Source organism: Janthinobacterium sp. JF4, from assembly GCF_059617925.1.
In genome coordinates this window covers 38,788-64,472 of the sequence record NZ_JCAQAV010000034.1, presented here as the reverse complement: position 1 = coordinate 64,472, position 25,685 = coordinate 38,788, and the positions used below count along the sequence as shown (strand labels likewise).

The window sequence follows — 25,685 nt, the reverse complement described above, 5'->3', positions numbered from 1 at the left end:
TGCCAAGAGAAGATTCCGGCATTTCCCCTATTTGCCGAGGACAGAGCCTAAAAAAACCGCCTGTGCATGGCAGCAGGCGGTTTGATCTCGGACAAAACCAGGCTTACTTGGCGGCCTTGCGGCGGCGCAGGAAACCCATCAGGCCCAGGCCGGCCAGCAGCATGGCGTAGGTTTCCGGTTCCGGCACGGCGGCCATCACGGACACGTTGTCGATCACGGCGCCCGAGTACTTGTCGAACGGCGTGCCGGCCTTGGCGGCGCTGGCAAACGACAGGGTCGCCAGGCCGGTGGAAGCGGCCGTGAAGCTCAGGGTGTTGCTGTACAAGGTGTTCGAGGCGGCGGCCGTCGAGTAGAAATCACCGGCCACGCCACCGAAATTGACGCTCACGCCCTGGCCTGCGGGGCCGCCGGAATTGCGCGCCATGTCAAAGCTCAGGCTATACGTCTGACCGGCAACGACACTGAAACTTTGCGAGAGGAAACCCGGACCAGGTGTGCCCAGCATATCGATGCTGTAGCCATTGATGGCGTTATACGCATTGCGGATCAGGTCAACGGAACTGGCGCCCACGGTCCAGCCCGTGATGGCCGACGCACCGCTGTTGACGACTTTAAAGCCGCTGTCGAAGGTGTAGCCGGCAGCGACCGTTTCAAAATTGCCGTTCGTGATCAGGTTGACGGGGCTGGCGCTGGCGCTGCCTGCTGCAAACAGAGCGACAACTGCGGCGATGGTGGCGATTTTCATGAGCTGATTTCCTTGCCTTGCTGGCATTAAAGTTACCTTAAGTGAAATCATATCTCAGCCATGATAAAAATCAAAGAACTTTGCAAAAACATATTGAATGTGGATATTTTGCAACCTCTTCAGCCCCCCCTCATGGAGGGCGATAGCTCAATCGAGTTGCTGGCGCGCCACCAGGATGCCATCCGCATCGGCGTAGATCCAGTCGCCCGGATGCACGGTCACGCCGCCGATCTGCACGCGCACGTCGCGCTGGCCGGCGCACGTCTTGTTGCTCTTGCGCGGATGCGTGGCCAGGGCGCGCACGCCGATCTGGCAGACATTGATTTCCTCGCTGTCGCGGATGCAGCCATCGACGACGATGCCGGCCCAGCCGTTGCTTTCGGCCAGCACGCCCAACTGGCCGCCTACCAGCGCGCGGCGCAGGCTGCCGCCGCCATCGATCACCAGCACATGGCCCTGGCCCGGCATTTCCAGGGTACTGCGCACGAGCGCATTGTCTTCGAACACGTGCAAGGTGGTGGCAGGGCCACTGAAACGCACGCGCTGGCCAAAGGCGCGGTACACGGGCGGCAGCACGGCCAGCGTGCCATCGTCCAGCATGGCTGCATAGTCGTCGCACAGGTCGGTGGTGGCAAAGGTCATGGGGATTCCTTTCGTTGCAGATGGCAACGATTCTATGCCCTTTGCAGCGCCGCCGCGCGGGTTTTTCCGCCCACGCCGACGGCCGTGGCAATCGCCAGTGCCTGGAACACGCCGATGAAGACGAACAGCAGGGCCGGATGGTCGCCATCCATCAGCGCGCCAAAGAACAGGGGCCCGACGGCCAGGCCGCTGTCGAGGCCCGAATACACGACGCCATACACGCGCCCGGTGGCATTCTTCGGCGCTGCCGCGCGTATCATCAGGTCGCGCGACGGGCCCGCCACACCGGACGTCAAGCCGATGGCGCCCATCAGCACCACCGCACCCCAGGCCGGCACGACGGCCATGGCCAGCAGCACGGCCAGCAGCGCGGCGGCGGAAAAGGCGATGGCCACGTTGTGGTCCGGCTGCTTGCTGCGCGCGCCCACCACGCCGCCGGCCAGCATGCCCACGGCCGAAGCCAGCATATAGGCCGTGTAGGCACTGGTAGCCAGCGCCAGGCTCATGCCGTACAGCTTGACCAGGGCCACGCTGGCAAAGCTCTGGATGCCGCCCAGAGCGATGGCGGTAATGAAGAAGAAGGCAAAGCACATCCACACGGCGGGCAGGCGTAAAAAATCCAGCGTGCCTTCGCCGCCAGCCGCCTGGCCTGGCGCCGCCTTTTTCACGGGCTCGGGGCGGATGGCGTGGCGGTTCAGGAACAGGATCAGCAGCACGCCAAACGGCAGCACGGCCGCGCATTGCAGCGCCACACGCCAGTCATACTGGGTGGCCACATACGTCATGAACAAAGGCGCCAGGGCCCAGCCGATATTGCCGCTGATGCCATGCACGGAAAAGCCGTAGGCCACGCGTGCCGCCGAGACGCGCTGGTTGAGGATGGTGTAGTCGGCCGGATGGAACACGCTGTTGCCCATGCCTGCCAGCATGGCGCCCAGCATCAGCGCCGCATAGCTGTGCGCGGTGGACAGGGCAAGCGCCGACACGCCCAGCAAGAAGATGCCGGAAAACAACACGGCGCGGGCGCCGAAGCGGTCGACGACAAAACCGGCCAGCGCCTGTCCTACGCCCGAGATGATGAAGAACACCGTCATCAGCAGGCCCAGCTCCGCATATGACAGGCCGAAGGCCGGTTTCAGCCAGACGAACAGGGCCGCGAGGATCAGATGGTAGAAGTGCGACACGCCATGCGCCAGCCCCACCAGGGCGATGACGCGCGCATCGCTGCGCAAGGTTGGCGGTGACTGCGGTGGCAAGTCCATTGCCGAGTTAGTTGTTATCATGTCATACCCTGTCTTATACTGATGAAGCTCAAGTGTATGCAAAATACCATCGTCTGTTTTCCGACAGAACGACATAATTTATCGAATTAAGGCCAAGCTGATGGGTGTACCTATCCTCCACCATACCCGCATGTGTCCGCCACGGGAAGCGCCCAGCGCGACCATTCCCGTGACCATGATCGCGCGCGACCTGCAACCCGATGAATTCTTGTTACCGCACAGCCACCCTTGGGGCCAGGTCACGATGGCGCTCGAAGGCGTTCTGCGCATCACCGCCAACAACAGCAGCTGGGTGCTGCCGCCCATGCGCGCCATCTGGATCGCGCCCAACGTGGAGCATGCCGTCACGATACTGGAAAAAACCCGCTTGCGCCCCCTGTGCATCCATGCCGCGCGCGCACCCTTCGCGGGCCACGATTGCAAGGTACTGGAAGTATCGAACCTGCTGCGCCAGCTGATCATGGCGCTGGAACAGCTGGACCCGGGACAGGAACCGGCGCGCGAGGCATTGCTGGCCGAACTGATCCTTGATGAATTGAAACGCTCGGCCACGCGTCCCATCCGCGTACCCTTGCCCAGCGACAAACGCCTGAAAACCCTGTGCGACAGCCTGATCGAGAAACCGGGTTCGCACCAGACCCTGGAACACTGGGCGCAGCAAGTGGGCGCCTCGGAACGTACCCTGGCGCGGCTGTTCGAACGGGAATTGGGCATGAGTTTTGGCCAGTGGCGCCAGCAAGTGCGCCTGGCGCACGCGGCGCCCCTGATCGCGCGCGGCGTGCCGTTGTCGCAGGTGGCCGAAGAACTGGGCTACGCCAGCCAGTCGGCCTTTTCCGCCATGTTCAAGAAGACCTTCGGCAGTTCGCCGTCGGCCTTCTTTGCCCAGGGCGACAGAATCTAGCCAACTGGAAAGCGCGCCGATACAGCGCTCAGGGCAAGGCGCAACGCCGCAGGCAGTACGCTGGTACGGCAAGGCGGTGCAACGCCGCCATGCGCGCTCTAGCGGTGCGCCCTTAAGCCATGAAGTCAAATAAGGAATTTTTACCGGTATAGCCCGGCAAGGCCGAGTTCGTGCCCATCTGCTCCTGGGCCGAATACGCCTTCACCAGCGCCTGCGCCTGCGCCGTCAGCGCCTTGGCCAGCACGGCCTTCTTGTTGGTCAGGGTGGTGATGTCCTTGCCGACCGTCTGCACTTCCTTGCGGATGATGCTCGTTTCGCCCGTCAGCTCGCCGATCTTGCTGGCGAACTGATCCGCCACGCCCTTGCCGTTGTTGGTAAACATCTTGCTGACGGCGTCCGGATCGGCCGCGATGGCGGCCTTGAGTTTCTTGTCGTCAAGCACCAGTTCGCCGCTCTTGCCCAAGGTCACGCCGGCGCTGCTCAGCACCGACGACGGCACGCCCGTGCTGGCCGTGCGCAGCACTTGCTCCATCTGCGAACGCACCTGGCCCAGGGCCGTGTCGGACTTCAAATCGCCCTGCTGCAGGCTCTGCAGCTTGCTGTTGAGTTCATTGTAGGCCGTGACGAAGCTGGCCACGTTGCTGGCGATCTGGCTGCTGTCCTTGGCGATGACGAGGTCCGTCGTGCCTTTTTTCTTCAATTCGATGGTGGCGCCCTCGACAGCCGTCGTCAGGGTATTCGTGGCGCTCTTGATTTCCTTGCCGTCAACCGTCAGCAGCGCATCCTGCGCGGCGGCCGTTTGCTGCATGCCCTTGCCAGCGCCGGGCGCATAGCTGAGCAGATTGCTGACGGCCGCGTCGCCGGCCACGCTGATGCGCATGCTGCCGTCGGCGCCGCTCTTGCCGTTCAAGGCCAGCGAATAGCCATCGGGGCCCTTGACCACGCTGGCGTCGATGCCCTGCTGCTTGAGTGCAGCGGCGATGCCGTCGAGGCTATTATTGCTGCTGTCGATGGTCAGCGAAATGATCTTGCCGCTGCCGGGCGTAAATTGCTTGCCGTCGGCCGAGCCCACTTCGATCTTCACCAGCGCCGGCGCACCCGTGCCGATGGCCGCACTCGACGACTTTTGCGCGCCACTGAGCAGGGTCTGTCCCTGCGCCAGCTGCTTGACGTTGAGCTCATGGCTGCCGCTGGCGGCCTTGTCGGTGGTGGTGGCGCTCAGCACATCCTTGCTGCTCGATGTGGCCGAGGTCGCCAGGCCGCTACCGGCCATGTTCTTGGCCACGGCCTGGAATTTCGCCAGCGCCGATTGCAGCTGCCCCAGGCCCGAGAATTTGGCCTGGTCGCGCGCCAGGCTGGCGTTGAGCTTGACGACGCCCGTGTTTTGCGACTGCATCTGGCGCTCCACCTTCGCATACACATCGGCCGAGATATTGCCCTGCGTCGTCTGCTGCGTGTTGTTGGTGTAGGCCCTGCTGTTGATGGTCGAATTAAACATGGTAGGCGTTCCCGTCGGGTGTAAGGTCATGGCACACGGTTCAGGTCGTGACCGTGCTGCGCTGGAGACGGACGGCTGGCGCGCGTGGCGCGGCAAGGTCCCTCTTCTGGTTGATAATTATGCAGTATTACCGGAATATCAAAACAGCGAACAGAACAAGTTTTTCCTGACTGCAAACCCATATGCACCATTCTAGCGCATTTCACCTGCCGCTTATCGTCAGCCATGCCTCAGCGCATGAATTTCGAGATGGCACTGCTGACGGCCATGTCGAGGTGCAGGAAAGTGAGTCCCACCTTGAAACCGGCACTGCTGAAAATGCAGTGCGAGACGGACGCGCGCGCCTCGATGATGTGCGCCGAGCCATCGTAAAACAACTCGAACAGCACCTTGCCCTGCTTGCCTGTCGGCACCGGTTCCGCGATGACGGCCGCCATGCCGCCCGGCCCCACATCGAGGGTGCGCGCCGCCACGGGGCCCGCGCCATCCATTACCAACATTGCCTTGGCACGCAAAATCTTGCGTGCGCCCTGCCTTTGCTCAACTGACACTGTATTCCGCTTCTCTATCAATTCATTGTCGATGCGGATTCATGGGGTGAATCCATCGGACAAATATTATAGTTCTAAACGGAAATTTTGTTTGACTTGCCTCAAGCTTGGCATTTACACCATACCAACTCTTACTCCAGGTCGCGCAACTTGTTAAACGCTTCATCGATGCGCTCGACGCCGATGACCTTGAGGCCTTCGATCGCTTGCTTGGGCAGATTGGACTTGGGCACCACGGCCAGGGTAAAGCCCAGCTTGGCCGCTTCGCGCAAGCGCTCCTGGCCCCTTGGCGCGGGACGGATTTCGCCCGCCAGCCCCACCTCGCCAAACACCACGAGGCCCCGCGGCAGCGGCTTGTTGCGCATCGACGAGTTAATCGCCAGCAACACGGCCAGGTCGGCCGCCGGTTCCGTGATCTTCACGCCGCCGACGGCATTGATGAAGACGTCCTGATCAAACGCGGCGATGCCCGCATGGCGGTGCGCCACGGCCAGCAGCATGGCCAGGCGGTTCTGCTCCAGGCCGACGGACAGCCGGCGCGCGTTGGGCAGGTGACTGGTGTCGACCAGGGCCTGGATTTCCACCAGCAGCGGGCGCGTGCCTTCCTGCGTCACCATCACGCAGGAACCGGGCACCTGGTTGTCGTGCTGCGACAGGAACAGGGCGGACGGGTTCGACACCCCTTTCAGCCCCTTTTCCGTCATGGCGAACACGCCCAGTTCATTGACGGCGCCGAAACGGTTCTTGATGGCGCGCACCAGGCGGAAGCTGGAGTGCGCGTCGCCCTCGAAATACAGCACCGTGTCGACGATGTGCTCGAGCACGCGGGGGCCGGCCAGCGCGCCCTCTTTCGTCACGTGGCCGACTAAAATAATGGTCACGCCCGTCTGCTTGGCCGCGCGCGTGAGCTGCGCCGCGCATTCGCGCACTTGCGCCACGGAACCGGGCGCCGAGCTGAGGGCGTCCGAATACACGGTCTGGATCGAGTCGATCACCACCACTTCCGGCTTCAGGTCGTGCAAGGTGGACAGGATCTTTTCCAGCTGGATCTCCGCCTGCAGTTTGAGTTCCTTGGCGTCGATGACGAGGCGCTTGGCGCGCAGGGCGATCTGCGCGCCGGACTCTTCGCCACTGACGTACAGCACGCGCTTGTGGTGCGACATGTTGGCCAGCGCCTGCAGCAGCAGGGTCGACTTGCCGATGCCGGGGTCGCCGCCGATCAGCACGACGCCGCCCGCCACCATGCCGCCGCCCAGCACGCGGTCGAATTCCTCGATGCCCGTGCCGAAGCGGGGCACGTCGATGGCGTCGATATCGTCGAGCGACAGCACGGGCGCCGTCTGCGCCAGCGACATATGCTGCGGGTTCGAATAGCGGTTGTTGCCGCCCGTCTCGGGCAGGGTTTCCACCATGGTATTCCACTGGTTGCACGAAGTGCATTGCCCCATCCATTTGTTGCTGATGGCGCCGCAATCGCTGCAGGTGTAGATGGTCTTGACTTTTGCCATGGTGTACTGTGCCCGGGTAAGGTGAATATGCTGTCTATATATACAGTGGATTCACAGTATATACAAACGGCGGGCCGCCGTCACTGTGCCGCTTCGACCACGGGCACGCGCGGCGCCAGGGCGCACATCAGCTCGTAGCCGATGGTGCCGGCGGCCAGGGCCACCTCGTCGATCGGCAGGCCCTCGCCCCACAGGGTGACGGCACTGCCGACTTGTGCGCCCGGCACCTGCGTCAGGTCGACCATCAGCATGTCCATCGAGACGCGACCGATGAGGCCCGTGCGCACGCCGTCGACCAGCACGGGCGTGCCTTCGGGCGCGTGGCGCGGATAGCCGTCCGCATAGCCGCACGCCACCACGCCCACCGTGATATCGCCGGCCGCTTCGTAGCGGCTGCCATAACCCACTACGTCGCCGGCGGCGATATGCTGGATGCCGATAATGCGGCTGCGCAAGGTCATCGTGGGCAGCAAGCCGAACGCTTGCGCGGACGTGCCGCCGGGAGCGCCGCTGGGCGTGCCGCCATACAGCATGATGCCGGGACGCACCCAGTCGCTGTCGAGCTGGTGCAGCAGCACGCCGGCCGAATTGCACAGGCTGCGCGGCAAAGCAGTACCAATGCTGGCCGCGCCCGCTTCAAAACGCAGCATCTGCTGGGCCAGCGGCAAACGCGTGGCCCCCGCCTCGTCCGCATTGGCGAAATGCGTCATCAGGGTGATCGTGCCGATATGCGGCATGGCGCGCAGGCGCGCATAGGCCCCCGCCACGGCTTGCGGCGTGAAGCCCAGGCGATTCATGCCCGTATTCATTTTCAGGTGCACATCGATGGCGTGCGGCAAGCGCGCCGCTGCCAGCATGGCGATCTGTTCTTCGCAATGCACGCTGCCGTTCAGCTTGTGCTGCGCCATGACAGGCAAATCGCTGGCGTCAAAAAAACCTTCCAGCAGCAAGATGGGCTTGGTCCAGCCCAGTTCACGCAAGCGCACGGCGTAATCGACCTCGACCAGCGCCAGGCCATCGGCGTCGGCAAAGCCCCGCATGGCCCGTTCCAGGCCATGGCCGTAGGCGTTCGCCTTGACGACGGCCCACACGTTGGCGCCGCGGGCACCGGCACGCGCGCGCGCCAGATTGTGTTGCATGGCATCGAGATGGATGGTGGCGATGAGGGGCCTGGGCATATGCGTGACACTCGGCGGGTGGGAAAGCCGTATTTTACCGGATGCACAGTACGCGGACACGGCAGACGCCCACGATCGTGTGCAGAGGACATTATTTACAAAATGCTCATATGTGATGTATTTTTCTACGGCAGAAAAATTAAGCTTCGCTTAGGCAAGACGATGCAAAGCAGCCCCTTGCAAACTTGGGGTTTGCCGTTTTTTCGTGGTATAAAGCAAGCCAGATATGATTTCAGGCAATTCAGAATGAATCGTGGTTTTTATACCATCATGGCGGCGCAGTTCTTTTCCTCGCTGGCAGATAACGCCCTCTTTTTTGTCGCCGTCGATTTATTGGTGTCCATGAAATCCCCGGCGTGGATCACGCCGCTGCTCAAATTGTCGTTCGTGCTGTTTTACGTGCTGTTGGCCGCTTTTGTCGGCGCCTTCGCGGATGCTCTGCCGAAAGGCAAGGTCATGTTCATCGCCAACATGGTCAAGATCTTCGGCTGCGCCCTCGTCTTCTTCCATGTGCATCCGCTGCTGGCCTACGCCGTCGTCGGTTTTGGCGCGGCCGTGTACTCGCCCGCCAAGTACGGCATCCTGACGGAACTGCTGCCGCCGGAAAAGCTCGTGGCGGCGAATGGCTGGATCGAAGGCTTGACCGTCACCTCCATCATCCTCGGCACCGTCATGGGTGGCGCGCTCGTCAGCGGCCACGTGTCCGACATGCTGCTGTCCATCGACATCCCCCTGATCAATACGGGCATCACCAGCAAGACGGAAGCGGCCCTGTGCGTGGTGGTCGGCATTTATGTGCTGGCGACCCTGGCCAACCTGAAGATTCCCGACACGGGCTGCGTGTATGCGCACCAGGAACGCAATCCTATCAAACTGATTACCGATTTTGCCAATTGCTATTCCATCCTGTGGAAAGACAAGCTGGGCCAGATCACCCTGGCCGTGACCACCCTGTTCTGGGGCGCTGGCGCCACCTTGCAGCTGATCGTGCTGGAATGGGCCAAGCAATCGTTGAACATGCCGTTCGACAAGGCGACCAGCCTGGTGGGCGTGGTCGCCATCGGCGTGGCCGCCGGCGCCGTGCTATCGGCGCGTTTCATTCCCTTGCGCAAATCGCTGACCGTTATCCCGCTGGGCATCGCCATGGGCGTGATCGTCATGATGATGACGCAAGTACACTCCGTGTGGATCGCCTACCCGCTGCTGATACTCATCGGCGCCCTGTCCGGCTTCTTCGTCGTGCCAATGAATGCATTGCTGCAACACCGCGGCCACGTGCTGATGAGTGCGGGCCATTCCATCGCCGTGCAGAATTTCAATGAAAACCTGTCGATTCTGACCATGCTGGCCGTGTATTCGATCATGATCCGTTTGCACCTGCCGCTCAATATCATCATCACCCTGTTCGGCCTGTTCGTCGCCGGCACCATGTACATGATCATGCGCAAGCACAAGCTGAACCAGCTGGAACATGACAATCTTTCTCTGATTGGCGAGCAGAAACATTAAACCCAAGCAAGGGCTGGGGTCAGACGGGGACGCCGAGTCCCGGCGGGGGAATGTATCCCAATGGGATACATTCCGATCGCAAAGCGACTGACCCCAGCATTACGCTGGCAGCGTACCAGCCAGCCGCCGCGCGGCAGCCTGCTCCGTCCAGTCAGGCGGCACGACAAAACCGCGCGTGCGCTCCACTTCCCAGCCTTCGACAGTATCTACCATGGCCACCATCACCGGTTGCGCCAGATCAAACAACTGCGCGCGCAAGGCATCGGCATCCAGCACCTCCACGTCGCGCCCCTTGAACGGCGCCAGCCATTGCAATCGCGGCAGCACGACATAGCGCCGCGCCGGCAATTGCGTTGGCGTGCACCAGAAGCCGTGTCCGTGTTCCTGGGAAATGCCGTCCATGACGGGCGTGGCGCCCGATGCATAGAACAGCCAGCCCTTGACCAGCGCCTGCGCCGCGCGCACGGGCTGCGTCAGCAGAGTTTGCGCGGCCGGATGACGGGACAAGGCCAATTGCTTATCGAGAATCTTGCGCATCTTCAAGCCCAAAGTATCGGCCAGGTTCGGGCCGATCAAGTGGTTGAAAATGCCGGGATCGGGCGCGCCTTCGAGCAGGTAGAACTTGGTGGCAAATTCCCAGTGCAGCAAGCCATCTCCGTCACGCAGCAGGAAATCGAACTCGCCCACCGTGTCGCTGCGGTTGACTTGCACCTGCAAGCCATGCGCCTGCAGCAGTCCATGCTGTTCAAAATAAAAGGCCAGCAGCTTTTCAGCATACAGGCCCAGGCGGGAATAGAATTTCGGCCCCAGCGCCGCATCGAGCGGCGACGGATCATCCTGCAGCGCTCCCAGCCACGCCGCGACAAAAGGCGTGACGGGCGCAAGGCTGGCGATGCGCCCGCCCCAATGCTGACTGGCCGGATCCAGCAAGTCGGGCGAATCGAGCAGCCAGGCCAGCGCGCGCACCCGGGGGTGCGTCAGATGCCCCCAGCGGCGCTCGAAGCGGGCCTGGAAGGTGCCGGCGGCCGCATCAATCACCGTGCGAATCACCGTGCGTGCTTTTCGCCAGGCACAGGTCGGCCCAGGCGCGGGCCTTGGCCTTGCCCGTCTCGTCCTGCAGCAGCATTTCCGGATGGAAGGTGGCCACGACCGAGGCATTGCCCAGCTGGCGCACGGTGCCGCGCACGGGTTTTTCGCCAGGACGGATGCCGGCGGCGGCCATCGAACCGAGCGTCAAGATAGTGCGCGGCTGCAGCAGGGCCAGTTCGCGCTCAAAATACGGGCGGCAGGCGGCCGACTCGGTTGCTGTCGGCAAGCGTTCCTGCCCCGCCTCGTCGAGCGGACGGCATTTCAGCAAATGCGTGATGTACACGTCGCGACCCGCATCGAGGTCGATGGCTTTCAGCATATTGTCGAGCAGTTTGCCCTGCTCTCCCGGCAAGGCGCGTCCTTCCCGTTCTTCCGCGCGCGAGGGGCTGCTGGCCAGCATCAGCCAATCGGCCTGGCGCTCGCCACGGCCCATGACGACGCCCTTGCGCGTCTTGCACAAGTCGCAGCGCGCGCACTTGGCGACGGCGGCCGTCAAGCCATCCCAGTCGAGGGCGGCGATATCGGCATCGCTCAGCGGTCTGGCGGGCGGCGGTGGCGGCGCATCGTCGAACCAGGCCGTGTCGTCCGACTCCGTGGCAGGAACTGGCGTGGCGGCCACGGCGACGGGCGCTTCGGCCTGCACCTCGGCGACCACCTCCATCACTGCTTCAACGGCTTCGGCAGCAGGTGGCACCACGGCGACGTCCATCTCCACGGCAGCCTCGACGACGGCGTCAACGGCCTCGGGCGCGCCACCCTGGCGCAAGCGCCACAGGGGGCCGACGCCCATTTCATCGAGGAAAACGGCGCTGCGGCTCATAAGGTATAACGCATCACGATGGCGTCCTCACGTTGCGAGTTGCTGGCCGGATAGTATCCCTTGCGCCGGCCGATCTGTTCAAATCCATAACGCTGATAAATATCGAGCGCGCGCACGTTCGACGGACGCACTTCCAGCAGCATCGATTCCATGCCCAGCTGGCGCGCGCAGGCGCAGGACTGGTTCAGCAGGAAGCGGCCCAGTCCCTGCCCCTGGATGGCGCCCTCGACGGCCACGTTGAGCAAGTGCGCTTCATCGACGACCAGCATCAGCAAAAAGTAGCCGAGCAAGGTGCCATCGACGTCGCGCAGCACCCAGGCCGGGTAGCCGCTCTTGAGCGAATCGACGAAGTTGCCGTGCGTCCAGGGATGCGGATACACGCGCTGTTCCAGCGCCAGCACTTCCGCCAAGTCCGCTTCCTGCATCGGCTGATAGTCGAGGCGCAGCAAGTCCCAGCCGGCAGCGCGGTCCTGGCCCGCTTCCATCATTGCGCCGACTCCGCGGCGGCCTTGGCAGCCTGCATGTCGAGGCGTTCCGCGCTCGTGTAGGCGATCTTGTTGCGCAAATACAAAGGCTGCGCCTCGGCCGCCGTGACGAAACGGCCGGCCGCGAAGGCGATGCGCGCCAGCTGCGCCACCTGCACGGCGTGCGGCATGATGGCCGCGTCCGCGCTGGCGGCACATGGCAGCGCGGCCAGTGCTTCGGCGTATGCACTAAAACCGTTGCCACAACCGGTGACGTCGCCTTGCGGCGCCACGCCAGCCGGCGCGCTCAGGGCCGGCGGCAACACGGCTTGCAAGCCATCTTGATAATCATATTGCGCCCAGTACACTTCACCCATGCGGGCGTCAAGCACGGTCACGATGCGCTGCGCGCCATGCTGCTGGTGGCATGCGAGCGCCATGGCGTCGAGCGTGACGACGGGCACGACGGGCAAGCTGGCGCCGTAGGCCAGGCCTTGCGCGATGCCGCAGGCCGTGCGCACGCCCGTAAACGAGCCGGGGCCGGAGCCGTAGGCGATGGCGTCGACGTCGGCCAGGGTCACGCCAGCTTCAGCGAGCAATTCCTGCACCATCGGCAAGATGGACTGGGAATGGGTGCGCACGCCGGACGACGAACGGGACAGAACGGCATCGCCGCGCAACAAGGCGCAGGAGGCCAGTTCGGACGAGGTTTCAATAGCAAGCAGGGTGGGAAGTAAGGTAGACATAGCGTATTTTACCTTGCCGCGCCATGCTGCGGCACTCCCCGGCATGGCATGCATGAACCAGCCGGGCAGCGGTCAGGCCGATGCGGCTTGCACAGCGGGCCCGCGAGGACGGCTATAATGAAAGACGCAGCTTATTATTTGACCGGCATCAAGTCTGCCGCGCCAAGCATTGGCTCAGCCATTATTCAGCCATTACTAAGCCACATTGTCTTCCCACTCTTGCCCTGGTCCGTTCCGTGAATCCACTTCTTGCTAAACTGCAACCATATCCATTTGAAAAGCTGCGCCAGCTGTTTGCCAGCGTGACGGTCAATCCCGAGTATGCGCCCATCAGCCTGGGCATGGGCGAACCCAAGCATCCGACGCCAGTCTTCATCGAGCAGGCATTGACCGACAATATCCATGGCCTGGCCAGCTATCCGACCACCATCGGTTCGGAAGCCTTGCGCAGCGCCATCGCCGGGTGGCTGGAGCGCCGCTACGGTATCCCCAAGCTCAATCCTGCCACGCAAATCCTGCCCGTGAACGGTTCGCGCGAAGCGCTGTTTGCGCTGGCGCAAACGGTGATCGATCCGTCGGCCCGTTCGCTCGTGATCAGCCCGAACCCGTTTTACCAGATCTATGAAGGCGCGGCCTACCTGGCCGGCGCCGAACCATATTTCGTCAATTCCGACCCGGCGCGCAATTTCGGCTGCGACTACGACAGCGTGCCGGCCAGCGTATGGGAAAAGGTCAAGCTGCTGTTCCTGTGTTCGCCCGGCAACCCGACGGGCGCCGTGCTGACCCTGACGGACTGGGAACACCTGTTCGCCCTGTCCGAGCGCTACGATTTCGTCATCGCCGCCGACGAGTGCTATTCCGAGATCTACCACGGCGACACGCCCCCGCTGGGCGCGCTGCAGGCGGCGCACATGCTGGGCCTGTCCACCATCGAACGCCCGTACGCGCGCCTGGTGGTGTTTTCCAGCCTGTCGAAGCGCTCGAACGTGCCGGGCATGCGCTCGGGCTTCGTTGCGGGCGACGCGGAAGTGCTGAAAAAATTCCTGCTCTACCGAACCTACCACGGCGGCGCCATGAGCCCTGCCGTGCAGGCGGCCTCCGTCGCGGCCTGGAACGACGAAACCCATGTCGAGGAAAATCGCGCCAAGTACCGCGCCAAGTTCGACGCCATCACGCCGTTGCTGCAAGCGGTGATGGACGTGCAATTGCCGGACGCCGGCTTCTACCTGTGGGCCGACGTCAGCCGCACGGGACTGTCCGACACGCAATTCGCGCAACGCCTGTACGCCGAATATAATGTCACGGTATTGCCTGGCAGCTACCTGGCGCGCGACGCGCACGGCATCAATCCGGGACGCAACCGCATCCGCATGGCCCTGGTGGCCGAAACGGCCGAAGGGCTGGAAGCGGCCTTACGCATAGTAAAATTCTGCCAGCAGCTTTCCGCATCCGCATCAACCCCTACATAAACAAGACATCATCATGAGCCAACAACTGCAAACCATCATCGACCAGGCCTGGGAAAACCGCGCCGAGATCAATCCAGGCAACGGCACGGCCGAACTGCGCGACGCCGTGTCCCACGTCATCAATGGCCTGGACAACGGCAGCATCCGCGTGGCGGAAAAAACCTCGGGCGACTGGGTCGTCAACCAGTGGGTCAAGAAAGCCGTGCTGCTGTCGTTCCGCCTGGAAGACAACGTCGTCCTGCCATCGGATGGCACGATGCAGTTCTACGACAAGGTCCCGACCAAGTTCGCCAATTACACCAAGGAAGACTTCGCCAAGGGCGGTTTCCGCGTGGTGCCGCCAGCCGTCGCCCGCCGCGGCAGCTTCATCGCCAAGAACGTCGTGCTGATGCCGTCCTACGTCAACATCGGCGCCTACGTCGATGAAGGCGCCATGGTCGACACCTGGGCCACCGTCGGCTCCTGCGCCCAGATCGGCAAGAACGTCCACCTGTCCGGCGGCGTCGGCATCGGCGGCGTGCTGGAACCGATGCAAGCGAACCCGACCATCATCGAAGACAACTGCTTCATCGGCGCCCGCTCGGAAATCGTCGAAGGCGTGATCGTCGAAGAAAACTCGGTCATCTCGATGGGCGTGTACATCGGCCAGTCGACCAAGATCTACGACCGCGCCACGGGCGAAGTCACGTACGGCCGCGTGCCAGCCGGCTCCGTCGTGGTCTCGGGCAACCTGCCATCGGAAGACGGCAAGTACTCGCTGTACTGCGCCGTGATCGTCAAGCGCGTGGATGCGAAGACGCGCGCCAAGACCGGCATCAACGAGTTGCTGCGCGGCATCTAAATACTGCGCCGCAAGGCGCACGTAGCCCCCTGAATGTCCCGCCCCGGCGGGACATTGTCGTTTCCGTCCACCCCGGCGCAACACTTGTTGAAGGTAAAGCATGTCCAGAGTCGATTACGAAGCGTTGGAACCATCAGAGGATTTCCTGCTGATGTGCTACACCGGCAAGCCGTTTAGCGGCGTGGCATTTGAAAACGATTATAATGGCATATTAATAACAGAAACCAGTTTTATTGATGGCCAAAAAAGCGGGATCTCCCGGCAATGGTCGGCTGCAAGCAGACTTATTCTCGAAGAATGGTTTGCCCTGAATGCGCTACATGGCACGGCCCGTGAATGGCATGACAATGGTGCACGCAAATCCGATGGCCACTATGAACTCGGAATATGTATCCAGGAACAAGTGTGGGACGCGCAGGGGACTCTGCTCAAGGACTATCGGATAGATGAAGCAGGCGCGCAATTTGCAACGCTGAAAAAACTGCGAAGCAGTCAGATTGGCGCCATTGCCGGCGCCGCGCATCTCCTGAACAGCGCCTGAGCACCCTCTCCAATCGTCCCGCAGCCTTACGCCATCCTGTCCTATACTGGATGGCATGCATACTCCTCCCGTCCTGATCGTCGGCGCCGGTCCTACCGGCCTCATGCTTGCCTTGCGCCTGGCGCGCCATGGCGTCGATTGCCGCATCATCGACAAGAACAGCGGCCCCGGGCAGGCGTCGCGGGCCATGGCCGTGCATGCGCGCACCCTGGAGTTTTACCAGCAGCTGGGCTTTGCCGACGAGCTGGTGCAGCTGGGCATCAAGATCAATGCCGTGCACATCCATGAAGGGGGCGAGGAGCTGGTGAAACTGGCGCTGGGCGAGATCGGCGAAGGCTTGAGCCCCTACCCTTTCGTGCTGAGCCTGCCCCAGGACGAGCATGAACGCTTCCTGATCAGCAAGCTGGCGGCGGCCGGCGTGCACGTGGAATGGAACGTGGCGCTGGACCTGTGGACGCAGGACGATAGCGAAGTGCAAGCCATTCTGCTCAAGGAAGGCGAACGTCAATATTGCACGTTTGACTACATCTGCGGCTGCGACGGCGCCCGCAGCACCGTGCGCGAGATCGCCGGCTTCGAGTTCTCTGGCGGCACCTACGACCACCTGTATTACGTGGCCGATGCGCAAGTGGCCGGCAACAACACGGATTTGCACGCCCACCTGGGCGCGAACGCATTTGCGCTGATGCTGCCCGTGCGCACCAGCGGCATGCAGCGCCTGATCGGCATCCTGCCCGATGTGCCCGATGGCGCGCCGGCGCCCATCTTCGACGACGTGCGGGAACAGGTACAAGCCTTGCTGAATATCCGGGTCGAGCACGTGAACTGGTTTTCCACCTATAAAGTCCATCACCGGGTGGCGGCGCAGTTTCGCGAACGGCGCTGCTTCATCCTCGGCGACGCGGCCCATTTGCACAGCCCCGTGGGCGGCCAGGGCATGAACACGGGCCTGGGCGACGCCGTCAACCTGGCCTGGAAACTGGCGCAAAAGCTGCGGGGACAAGGCAACGACGCCCTGCTCGACACCTATGAAAGCGAGCGCAGCGTGTTTGCCCGCAAGCTCGTCGCCACCACCGACCGCGCCTTCCAGGCCATCGTCGCGCAAGGCATGGCCGGGCAATTCCTCCGGCGCTGGCTGGTGCCGCACGCGCTGCCCTTCCTCTCCGGCTTCGGGCGCGCGCGCCGGCTGCTGTTCCAGACCGTGTCACAAATCCAGATCAGCTATGAAGACAGCGCCCTGTCCGCGGGCCATGCGCAATACCTGCGCGGCGGCGACCGCCTGCCATGGTTCTCCGATGGCACGCAAGACAATTTCATCGCCCTGCGCAGCATGGCGTGGCAATTGCACGTCTACGGCGAGCCGGCGCCCGAACTGCTGGACGAAGCGCGCGTGCTGAAACTGCCCGTGCATTGCTATACCTATAACGTGGCCGCCAAGCTGGCCGGCCTGGGCCGCGACGCGGCCTACCTCGTGCGCCCGGACGGCCACATCGCGCTGGCCCTGCACCTGCAGGAAAGCGGCGCCCTGCGCGCCCTGGCCCTGCGGCTGGGCCTGCATTTCGGTCCGGCGGAGTCAAGCAAGGCGGCGCCACGGCCCGTGTAGGGGAATCACGGGGCCGTGTTGCACTGCCGCATCGACTCCGCATCGACTGTATAATGTCGGCTACCATCGCATTTTGTCCTGGCGCAAGCGCCGCGATCAAGCGAACCGCATTCATTCCCCTTGGCCCTACCCATGACGACCATTACACTCTACGGTATCCCCAACTGCGATACCGTCAAAAAGGCCCGCACCTGGCTGGCCGCGCAGCAACGCGATTTCACTTTCCACGACTTCAAGAAGCAGGGCCTGGAACGCGCCACCGTCGAGGCGTGGCTGCAGCAATTGCCGTGGGATGTGCTGGTCAACAGGAAAGGCACGACCTGGCGCGCCCTGTCCGACGAGCGCAAAGCTTCGATCACCGATGCGGCCAGCGCCGTGGAACTGATGCTGGAAAACCCGTCCATCATCAAGCGCCCCGTGCTGGACAAGGATGGCAAGTTCAGCGTGGCGTTTTCGGATGCGCAATACAAGACCCTTTTCTCGCTGTAACCATACTTAGTTGACCACCGGAACGCTGTTGCCGGCACGACCTTACCCATGACCACCTCCAAAACCCTCGCCCTGACCGAAAAACTGATCGCCCTGTCTTCGGTCACGCCCGATGACAAGGGCTGCCAGCAGCACCTGATCGACATCCTCACGCCGCTGGGCTTTGTCTGCGAGACGATACAGTCGAACGACGTCACCAATCTGTGGGCGCGCCGCGGCACCACCTCGCCCGTGTTCGTCTTTGCCGGCCATACGGACGTGGTGCCCACGGGGCCTGTCGAGCAATGGCGCTCGGAACCGTTCATCCCCACCCACCGCGACGGCAAGCTGTACGGCCGTGGCGCAGCCGACATGAAGACGTCGATCGCCGCCATGGTGGTCGCTTGCGAGGAATTCATCGCCGCCACGCCCGACCACACGGGTTCGATCGCCTTTTTGATCACCAGCGACGAGGAAGGCCCGGCCACGGATGGCACCGTCATCGTCTGCGACAAACTGAAAGCGCGCGGCGAGCAGATCGACTATTGCCTGGTGGGCGAGCCGACGTCGAGCGCGCAGCTGGGCGACATGATCAAGAATGGCCGCCGCGGTTCGCTGTCGGGCCGCCTGACGATCAAGGGCGTGCAAGGCCATATCGCCTATCCGCACCTGGCGCAGAACCCCATCCACGAAGCGGCGCAGGCGCTGGCCGACCTGGTCGAGGAAAAGTGGGATGCGGGCAACGAATATTACCTGCCGACCTCGTGGCAAATGTCCAACATCAATGCGGGCACGGGCGCCAATAACGTTATTCCCGGCGACATGGTGATCGACTTCAATTTCCGCTTTTCCACGGCCAGCACGGCGGAAAGCCTGCAGGAGCGGGTGCACGCCATCCTCGACCAGCACGACTTGCAGTACGACTTGCAGTGGACCCTGAGCGGCCTGCCCTTCCTCACGCCGCGCGGCACCTTGAGCGATGCGCTGTCGTCCGCCATCCTGGAAGAAACGGGCATCGCGACGGCGCTGTCGACCACGGGCGGCACCTCGGATGGCCGGTTTATCGCGCAAATCTGCCCTCAAGTGATAGAATTCGGGCCGCCCAATGCCAGTATTCACAAGATCGACGAGCACATCGAACTGCGCCACATCGATCCCCTGAAGAATATTTACCGGCGCACGCTGGAGCATTTGCTGCCCGCCTGAAGCAGAATACCGAGGCCCGTCACGGCGGGCCAGAACACCGTCTTTTCGAGAATGCCATGACCCCGAACCCGTTTTCCACGCCACGCGACCTGCTGCGCTACGCCGTTACCCGTTTCAATACCGCCAAGCTGTTTTTCGGCCACGGCAGCGCCGAAGCGTTCGACGAAGCGGCCTATCTGATCCTGCACACGTTGAAGTTGCCGCTTGACAAGCTCGAACCTTTCCTCGACGCCAAGCTGCTGCCATCGGAAGTGGCCAGCGTGATGACGGTCATCGACCGCCGCAGCATCGACCGCGTGCCGGCCGCCTACATCACCAAGGAAGGCTGGCTGGGCACGTACAATTTTTATGTCGACGAGCGCGTGATCGTGCCCCGCTCCTTCATCGCCGAGCTGATCCCTGAATACTTCTCGCCATGGGTGGCGGAACCGGAAGCCGTGGAAAACATCCTGGAACTGTGCACCGGCTCGGGCTGCCTGTCCATCATGATGGCCGACGCCTTCCCGAACGCCGCAGTCGACGCCGTGGACATTTCCGCCGACGCGCTGGCCGTGGCCAAGCGCAACGTCGACACGTACAAATTGCAGGACCGCGTCAACCTGATCGAATCGGACCTGTACGCCAACGTGCCGGCCAAGAAATACGATTTGATCATCAGCAACCCGCCGTACGTGAATTCCGCATCGATGGGCGCCCTGCCCCAGGAATACCTGGCCGAGCCGCAAATCGCCCTCGACGGCGGCAGCGACGGCATGGATCTGGTGCGCAAGATCATCGCCGGCGCGGCCGAGCGCCTGACGGACGACGGCATCCTGATGATTGAAATCGGCAACGAACGCGCCTACGCGGAAGCGGCTTTCGGCGAGCTGGGCCTGACCTGGCTGACGACGAGCGCCGGCGACGACATGGTATTCCTGCTGACGGCCGAGCAGCTCAAGCTGGTTTAATCGACTTGGTAGGTCGGATTAGCCCGCAGGGCGTAATCCGACGGGCAGCGGCCACTTGTCGGATTACGCTACGCTAATCCGACCTACCTGAATTTTACGGCGCGGGTTCATTCCCAGCCTTTACAAAGAAAAAAATGATACGTTTCCTACAAGTAAGCCTGATGCGCGGCATCAAACCGTTGCTCGAACAAGTCGATGTCACCCTCAATCCGGGCGACAAGATCGGCCTGATCGGCGCCAATGGCGCGGGCAAATCGAGCCTGTTCGCCATGATGCGCGGCGAATTGCACCCTGACCAGGGCGAGATCGATTTCCCGGCCAAATGGCGCGTGGCTTACGTGGCGCAGGAAACGCCGCCGCTGGACCGTGCCGCGCTCGACTACGCGATCGATGGCGACATCACCCTGCGCAAACTGGAAGCGGAACTGGCGCGCCTGGAAGCGGAGCCGGCCACGTCGGAAAACGGTATCGCCATCGGCGAAATCTACAGCGCCATGGCCGATGCCGACGCGTATACCGTGCAGTCGCGCGGCGAGCAATTGCTGCTGGGCCTGGGCTTTACCCTGGACCAGATGCAGCAACCGGTTGCGAGTTTTTCCGGCGGCTGGCGCATGCGTTTGAACCTGGCGCAAGCGCTGATGTGCCCATCCGACCTGCTGCTGCTCGATGAACCGACCAACCATTTGGATCTGGACGCCATCATCTGGCTGGAAGACTGGCTCAAACGCTACGCCGGCACCTTGCTGATCATTTCCCATGACCGCGACTTCCTCGATGAAGTGGTCAACGTCGTCGTGCATATCGACGAACGCAAGCTGAAGCGCTACTCGGGCAACTACTCGAGCTTCGAGCGCCAACGCGCGGCGCAGATGATCCTGGCCGCCGGCGCGCTGGAAAAGCAGCAGCGCAAGCGTGCCCACCTGGAATCGTTCGTGAACCGCTTCAAGGCGCAAGCGTCGAAGGCGCGCCAGGCGCAAAGCCGCATGAAGGCGCTGGCGAAGATGGAAGAGCTGGCGCCCTTGCGCGCCGCCGCCGAATTCTCTTTCGAGTTCCGCGAGCCTTTGAGCGCACCGAATCCGCTGCTGGTGATGGAAGACGTCGATGCGGGCTACAAGATCGAGAACGAAGCGACGGGCGAAATCACGCATAAGACCATCGTCAACGGCATCAAGTTTTCGCTGCAGATCGGCCAGCGCATCGGCCTCCTGGGCCAGAACGGCGCCGGCAAATCGACGCTGATCAAGACCATCGCCGGCGAACTGATGCCACTGACGGGCGACGCCACCATGGGCAAGGGCTTGAACATCGGCTACTTCGCCCAGCACCAGGTGGAAATGCTGCGCCACGACGAATCGCCGCTGTGGCATCTGGCCAAGATCGCCCCGACCGTGCGCGAGCAGGAACTGCGCAACTTCCTGGGCGGCTTCAATTTCCCGGGCAACATGGTCACCGCTTCGATCGCGCCGTTCTCGGGCGGCGAAAAAGCCCGCCTGGCACTGGCCCTGATCGTCTGGCAGCGTCCTAACCTGCTGCTGCTCGATGAACCGACCAACCATTTGGATCTGGAAACGCGCGAAGCGCTGACGGAAGCGCTGGCCCAGTTCGAAGGCACCTTGGTCGTCGTATCCCATGATCGCCACTTGCTGCGCGCCACCACCGACGAATTCATCATCGTTGCCGACGGCAAGCTGCAGCCGTTCGACGGCGACCTGGACGACTACAAGGACTGGCTGTTCAAGACCAAGCTGGGCAAGGGTACGGACGTGCTGCCAGCCGCAGGCAAGGCCAACAAGACGGACTTTCCTGTCGTTTCGCCAGTAGCCGCCGCCCCTGCCCCCGCCGCGCCCGTGCGCGACAAGCGCAAGGAAGCGGAAGAGCGCCAGAAAGCGGCCGCCCTGCGCAAGCCGATCGAAAACAAGCTCAAGCGCCAGGAAGAGCAGATCGCCAAGCGCAATGCGCAAAAGGCGGAAACCGACGCCAAGCTGGGCGAGCCGACCATCTATGACGCCGCCAACAAGGCCAAGCTGAAGCAATTGCTGGCCGACCAGACCTTCTTCACCAAGGACCTGGCGCAGCTGGAAGCGGAATGGCTCGATCTGCAGGATCAGTTAGAGAAACTCGGCTAACGCAAGACAAAAAGACGACTCCCCGGTCGTCTTTTTTTTAGGCCACCTGCATGGGGCTGGGGCTGCGGATGGCCATCAGGCGGTCGATGTCGACGAGGATCAGGCGGCGCCCCGCCACCGTGCCCAGGCCCAGCAGATAATCGGCTTCCGCCTCGCCCAGGCCGGGCACGTCGGCGATGTCGGCGGGGGCCAGGCTGACGATGTCGGTGACGCCATCGACCACCATGCCCATCACACCATTGCTCAGCTGCAAGATGATCACGTCGGTGGCCGGGTCGGGCGTGCCGTGGGCGCTGCCGAACGCGGCGCGCATGTCGACGATAGGGATGATCACGCCGCGCGAGACAGCCACGCTGTGCAGTACTTCCCCTTCCGAGGAAAAGCGGTCGAGTTCCTTCAGCGGACGCAATTCCCGCACGCAGCGGTAATCGAGGCCGTATTCCAGACCGCCCAGCCGGAAGCTCAAGTACTGCGTCAGATATTGGGCCGTTGTGGCGCCAGGCGTGGTCGTCGGCTGCATGGTATTCCTTTCATCCGGTAGGCGCTGCCAGGATGCGCAGTGGCGCAACGTTGGCCCCATGCTAACCAGCATCGCCGCCGCCAGCGTTGAGAAACATCAACTTTCCCGGAAGGCAGCCTGATCTCAGCGCCCGGCCTTGCGCCGGCGCAGCCATCTTCCCTTACAATACCCACATCACTCCCCACAGGCAGGCCATGCAACACCTCGTCAATCCCGCTGAAGTTGAATTTTCCGCCATCCGCGCCCAGGGCCCGGGCGGGCAAAATGTCAACAAGGTGTCCAGCGCCATCCATTTGCGCTTCCCCATCGCCGCCTCGTCGCTGCCGGAAGCGTACAAGGAACGGCTGCTGGCCCTGCGCGACAGCCGCATCAGCAAGGATGGCGTGCTGGTGCTCAAGGCGCAGCAGTCGCGCAGCCAGGAGCAGAACAAGGAAGAAGCGTTGCGGCGCCTGCAGGAAATCATCGACAGCGTGACTTTCCTGCCCGCCGTGCGGCGCGCCACCAAGCCCACGCGCAGCTCGCAGCGGCGCCGCCTCGACAGCAAGAGCACGCACAGCGTGCTGAAACAGTCGCGCGGCAAGGTGATCGACTGATCAGGGTGGTGGCTGGTAAGTCCAGTCCAGGCTGCCCGTGCTGTCGGCAAACACGCTCTGCGTGGCCGGCGTGGCGCTGCGCAGCAAGGCCTTGATTTCTTTCGGCGGCCGGTCGTAGACCTTGGCCGGTCCGGGCGGCACGACCAGGGTGCGCACTGCCGTTTCGCCATCGACCAGGCCCACGCTGCAGCGCGACTGGCCGGCCGTCGCCTGACGCTCCTGGCGCACTTGCGCCACCAGGGCCAGCATCTGCGCCTGCAGGATTTCCGACTGTTTCACTTCCACGCGCAGCCGCGCCACCTCCTTCAGCACGGGCGCGATGCGCGCCGCCAGCTTGTCGTACTGCAGCTGTTGCGCAGGCTGCAGCTGCAATTCGCCGCGCCGCAGCTGGCCCGCCAGGGTCAGGTAATTACGCACCTCGGGCAATTGCGCGATGGCGTCGATTTCCTGCTGGCGCTTGTGCTGCAGCTGCTGGTAGTGCGCGGCCTTGGCCAGGCTGTCCGCAATCTTTTGCTCCAGGGCGCTCAAATCGGGTACCAGCGGGAACAGCAGCATCTCCACCTGCTTGCGGGGACCGGCGCTGCCGATGCGGATGGTGCGCGCCGCCACGGCGCAGCCTTCGGCCAGTTCGATGACGACCTCGTCGGCAATGATCTCGCAATTGCTGGCGCTGTCGATCACCACGCGCGTGCCGGCGATGACGCAGCTTTCCGCGCGCTTCACATGCACTTCGCCGCTCAGCGCCTGCAGCACGGAGCCGGACGCGACGCCCTCGACGCGCACGTCGCCATGCTCATTGAAGGCCGTGCCGCCCACCAGGTTGCGCTGCAACAGGATCAGCCCGCCATGCGAGTGCAAGTGGCCGTAGACGTCGCCATGGATGGTGATGTCGCTGCCGTCGAGCTGGCGCTGCTCCTGCACTTCGCCATACTCCTCGTAGGCGGCGCGCAGCTTCAGATTGCCCGTCGTGCGGCTGCTGACGCCTTCACGGCTGACGATCTTGTTTTCGATCGACATCTTGCCGTGCTCATCGACATTCACATAGCCATCTTGCGTGGCGACGAGGAAATCGCCATCGCTAAAATGCTCGACGGCCGTGCCCGGCCCCGCCACCGTGGCCAGGTCCAGTTCCAGCGGCGCGGGCGGCGGCAGCAGCGTGCCGGCCAGGTCGTAGCCAGGCAAGCCGGGCATGCCCGGCAGCAGACGCAGCAGGCGCGCGTGCTTTTTCACTTGCGGAAAGCGATTCTTGAAGCTGAGCAAATCCAGGCGGCCATCGGAGCGTTCGCGCGGCGCATCGTCGCGGTGCATGCCTTGCGACACTTCCACCAGCTGGGCGTCGCGCCCCGGCTGCGGCGGCAGCACCCGCGCCACCGTGATGCGCTCGGCCTTGCCGCTGGCGAGCATGCCGCGCACGGCCGCGCCATCGATGCCGTAGTGCACGCCCTTGCACCACAGGTCGGCCACCAGCTCGTCAAACTCGCGGCGCGCCGGCACCTGGCCATCCGCATCAGCGGACAAGGTTTCAAAGTAAAACTCGGCGCTGTCGCCGCGGATCTTGACCTGTTGATACAGCGCGCGGCGCGGCGGCGGGAATGGCGCCACGCTGGCGGCGATGCGCAGCAAGGCGTCGCCCTTGGGCGCGGCGCGGGGAGTGGGGGCATGGAACAGGGTCAGCAGGAACAACGCGTAATCGAGGCCGGCCAGCAGCAGGCCCGACTGGAACAACTGGCCGACGGCGGCGCGCAGCTGCGCCGGCGCCAGCGACAGGTCAAGGAACACGCCGTCGTCGCGCTGGAGCAGGCCGTGCGGCAAGCCGCCTGCGGGGGCCGCATCAGGAACGGGTGTGTCGTCGTCGCTCACCACTTGCCTCCCCAAAAACCGAGAATTTCCTCATTGCGTTAGAACAATATCACGGGGCGGGGCCGTGTGCCTGACTGAGCAACAATGTTGGCGGCCAGATGCAAACAGGGCCATGTCTTGCGAGATGGCCCTGTCGGAGGGGGATGGCTGCCTAGCGGCGCGGCGGGTTGGAGTAAATATCCTGGCCCACTTCATTGATCTGGCGGCGCAGGTCGCGGCGCTCGTCGGGCGTCATGCGGCCCGTGCGGCGCGAGGCGTCGGCGCCATCGCTGGCGCGGCGCTGCTCTTCGGCGCGCGTCTCGAAACTGCGTGCGTCACGCTGTTCGCGCAGTCGCGTATCATTGCTATTACTGCGCTGTACCTGTTCATACCGCTGGGCCTGCATTTGCTGCTGGTCGTCACGGCGTGGCGGCGGCTGGTTTTGCGCTGACGCCAGGCTGGCGGCAAACACGGAGCAAACGGCAAATGCGGACAGCACAGCCGTACGTGCGGCGATAGCTGCGCTGGGAGCGGCGTGAATTTTTTTAGTAAAGATATTCATTGGGTTCCTCTTCCGCGATGCCGTATAAACTAAAGC

General features: G+C 63.1%; 25 protein-coding genes. 11 read left to right on the top strand and 14 right to left on the bottom strand.

Features of this window, described 5'->3' with window-relative positions; genetic code table 11:
• Positions 1–103 precede the first annotated feature (103 nt).
• The 3 genes from AC54AF_RS21065 to AC54AF_RS21055 form a co-directional block, all read right to left on the bottom strand.
• On the bottom strand, positions 104–745 hold the full coding sequence (locus AC54AF_RS21065; RefSeq protein ID WP_496638088.1) for a choice-of-anchor C family protein: 642 nt from the start codon (positions 743–745) through the stop codon (positions 104–106).
• A 147-nt stretch (positions 746–892) separates the two neighbouring features.
• Positions 893–1,387: a ribonuclease E activity regulator RraA gene (gene rraA, locus AC54AF_RS21060; protein ID WP_496638087.1), complete on the bottom strand. Its 495-nt coding sequence runs from the start codon at positions 1,385–1,387 to the stop codon at positions 893–895.
• A 32-nt stretch (positions 1,388–1,419) separates the two neighbouring features.
• Positions 1,420–2,670: an MFS transporter gene (locus tag AC54AF_RS21055; RefSeq protein ID WP_496638086.1), complete on the bottom strand. Its 1,251-nt coding sequence runs from the start codon at positions 2,668–2,670 to the stop codon at positions 1,420–1,422.
• A 100-nt stretch (positions 2,671–2,770) separates the two neighbouring features.
• Here AC54AF_RS21055 and AC54AF_RS21050 point away from each other — a divergent pair, with 100 nt between their 5' ends.
• Positions 2,771–3,571 (top strand): AraC family transcriptional regulator, encoded by an 801-nt coding sequence (locus AC54AF_RS21050; RefSeq protein WP_496638085.1) that lies wholly within the window; start codon positions 2,771–2,773, stop codon positions 3,569–3,571.
• Positions 3,572–3,683: 112 nt separating this feature from the next.
• Here AC54AF_RS21050 and fliD read toward each other — a convergent pair whose 3' ends face one another.
• The 4 genes from fliD to alr all read right to left on the bottom strand — a co-directional run bounded on the left by fliD (position 3,684) and on the right by alr (position 8,306).
• The gene (gene fliD, locus AC54AF_RS21045; RefSeq protein WP_496638084.1) at positions 3,684–5,069 is read right to left on the bottom strand and encodes a flagellar filament capping protein FliD; all 1,386 of its coding nucleotides are present in this window, start codon (positions 5,067–5,069) and stop codon (positions 3,684–3,686) included.
• Between the two features lie 230 nt (positions 5,070–5,299).
• Positions 5,300–5,620 carry a PilZ domain-containing protein gene (locus tag AC54AF_RS21040; RefSeq protein ID WP_496638083.1) on the bottom strand — a complete coding sequence of 107 codons (321 nt, stop codon included), beginning with the start codon at positions 5,618–5,620 and terminating at the stop codon, positions 5,300–5,302.
• Between the two features lie 131 nt (positions 5,621–5,751).
• Positions 5,752–7,128, bottom strand: coding sequence for a DNA repair protein RadA (gene radA / locus AC54AF_RS21035; RefSeq protein ID WP_131687285.1), 1,377 nt, complete (start codon positions 7,126–7,128; stop codon positions 5,752–5,754).
• An 80-nt stretch (positions 7,129–7,208) separates the two neighbouring features.
• Positions 7,209–8,306: an alanine racemase gene (alr, locus tag AC54AF_RS21030; protein ID WP_496638082.1), complete on the bottom strand. Its 1,098-nt coding sequence runs from the start codon at positions 8,304–8,306 to the stop codon at positions 7,209–7,211.
• Between the two features lie 246 nt (positions 8,307–8,552).
• Between alr and lplT the strand changes: the two genes are divergently transcribed.
• On the top strand, positions 8,553–9,815 hold the full coding sequence (gene lplT / locus AC54AF_RS21025) for a lysophospholipid transporter LplT (protein ID WP_496638081.1): 1,263 nt from the start codon (positions 8,553–8,555) through the stop codon (positions 9,813–9,815).
• A gap of 99 nt (positions 9,816–9,914) precedes the next feature.
• Here the strand turns inward: lplT and AC54AF_RS21020 are convergent, their stop codons facing one another.
• The 4 genes from AC54AF_RS21020 to tsaB are packed head-to-tail and all read right to left on the bottom strand — an operon-like array spanning position 9,915 to position 12,934.
• On the bottom strand, positions 9,915–10,865 hold the full coding sequence (locus AC54AF_RS21020; protein ID WP_496638080.1) for a DUF1853 family protein: 951 nt from the start codon (positions 10,863–10,865) through the stop codon (positions 9,915–9,917).
• Positions 10,846–11,724, bottom strand: coding sequence for a uracil-DNA glycosylase (locus AC54AF_RS21015; RefSeq protein ID WP_496638079.1), 879 nt, complete (start codon positions 11,722–11,724; stop codon positions 10,846–10,848). The genes AC54AF_RS21020 and AC54AF_RS21015 overlap by 20 nt, the downstream gene beginning before the upstream one ends.
• Complete coding sequence (gene rimI / locus AC54AF_RS21010; protein ID WP_496638091.1) at positions 11,721–12,209, bottom strand: ribosomal protein S18-alanine N-acetyltransferase; 489 nt, start codon at positions 12,207–12,209, stop codon at positions 11,721–11,723. The genes AC54AF_RS21015 and rimI overlap by 4 nt, the downstream gene beginning before the upstream one ends.
• Positions 12,209–12,934: a tRNA (adenosine(37)-N6)-threonylcarbamoyltransferase complex dimerization subunit type 1 TsaB gene (gene tsaB / locus AC54AF_RS21005; protein WP_496638078.1), complete on the bottom strand. Its 726-nt coding sequence runs from the start codon at positions 12,932–12,934 to the stop codon at positions 12,209–12,211. The genes rimI and tsaB overlap by 1 nt, the downstream gene beginning before the upstream one ends.
• A gap of 236 nt (positions 12,935–13,170) precedes the next feature.
• Here tsaB and dapC point away from each other — a divergent pair, with 236 nt between their 5' ends.
• The 8 genes from dapC to AC54AF_RS20965 all read left to right on the top strand — a co-directional run bounded on the left by dapC (position 13,171) and on the right by AC54AF_RS20965 (position 22,135).
• A complete protein-coding gene (gene dapC / locus AC54AF_RS21000) occupies positions 13,171–14,403 on the top strand; it encodes a succinyldiaminopimelate transaminase (RefSeq protein WP_496638077.1) in 1,233 nt (410 codons plus the stop codon).
• A gap of 13 nt (positions 14,404–14,416) precedes the next feature.
• Entirely contained in the window at positions 14,417–15,244 is an 828-nt protein-coding gene (gene dapD / locus AC54AF_RS20995) for a 2,3,4,5-tetrahydropyridine-2,6-dicarboxylate N-succinyltransferase (RefSeq protein ID WP_131687277.1), read from the top strand.
• A gap of 100 nt (positions 15,245–15,344) precedes the next feature.
• Positions 15,345–15,785: a toxin-antitoxin system YwqK family antitoxin gene (locus AC54AF_RS20990; RefSeq protein ID WP_496638076.1), complete on the top strand. Its 441-nt coding sequence runs from the start codon at positions 15,345–15,347 to the stop codon at positions 15,783–15,785.
• A 55-nt stretch (positions 15,786–15,840) separates the two neighbouring features.
• On the top strand, positions 15,841–17,388 hold the full coding sequence (locus tag AC54AF_RS20985; protein ID WP_496638075.1) for an FAD-dependent oxidoreductase: 1,548 nt from the start codon (positions 15,841–15,843) through the stop codon (positions 17,386–17,388).
• Positions 17,389–17,520: 132 nt separating this feature from the next.
• The gene (locus AC54AF_RS20980; RefSeq protein WP_496638074.1) at positions 17,521–17,877 is read left to right on the top strand and encodes an ArsC family reductase; all 357 of its coding nucleotides are present in this window, start codon (positions 17,521–17,523) and stop codon (positions 17,875–17,877) included.
• A 48-nt stretch (positions 17,878–17,925) separates the two neighbouring features.
• Entirely contained in the window at positions 17,926–19,062 is a 1,137-nt protein-coding gene (dapE, locus tag AC54AF_RS20975; protein WP_496638073.1) for a succinyl-diaminopimelate desuccinylase, read from the top strand.
• Between the two features lie 56 nt (positions 19,063–19,118).
• Positions 19,119–20,009: a 50S ribosomal protein L3 N(5)-glutamine methyltransferase gene (gene prmB / locus AC54AF_RS20970; RefSeq protein WP_436540537.1), complete on the top strand. Its 891-nt coding sequence runs from the start codon at positions 19,119–19,121 to the stop codon at positions 20,007–20,009.
• Positions 20,010–20,143: 134 nt separating this feature from the next.
• Positions 20,144–22,135, top strand: coding sequence for an ATP-binding cassette domain-containing protein (locus AC54AF_RS20965; RefSeq protein ID WP_131687272.1), 1,992 nt, complete (start codon positions 20,144–20,146; stop codon positions 22,133–22,135).
• Positions 22,136–22,172: 37 nt separating this feature from the next.
• Here the strand turns inward: AC54AF_RS20965 and AC54AF_RS20960 are convergent, their stop codons facing one another.
• Positions 22,173–22,655, bottom strand: coding sequence for a chemotaxis protein CheW (locus AC54AF_RS20960; RefSeq protein ID WP_496638072.1), 483 nt, complete (start codon positions 22,653–22,655; stop codon positions 22,173–22,175).
• A 194-nt stretch (positions 22,656–22,849) separates the two neighbouring features.
• On the opposite strand from AC54AF_RS20960, the gene arfB reads away from it, so the two are divergent.
• Positions 22,850–23,248 carry an alternative ribosome rescue aminoacyl-tRNA hydrolase ArfB gene (gene arfB, locus AC54AF_RS20955; RefSeq protein ID WP_034779396.1) on the top strand — a complete coding sequence of 133 codons (399 nt, stop codon included), beginning with the start codon at positions 22,850–22,852 and terminating at the stop codon, positions 23,246–23,248.
• Here arfB and AC54AF_RS20950 read toward each other — a convergent pair whose 3' ends face one another.
• A complete protein-coding gene (locus AC54AF_RS20950; RefSeq protein ID WP_496638071.1) occupies positions 23,249–25,108 on the bottom strand; it encodes a flagellar assembly protein A in 1,860 nt (619 codons plus the stop codon).
• A 151-nt stretch (positions 25,109–25,259) separates the two neighbouring features.
• Entirely contained in the window at positions 25,260–25,649 is a 390-nt protein-coding gene (locus AC54AF_RS20945) for a hypothetical protein (RefSeq protein WP_131687269.1), read from the bottom strand.
• Positions 25,650–25,685 lie beyond the last annotated feature (36 nt).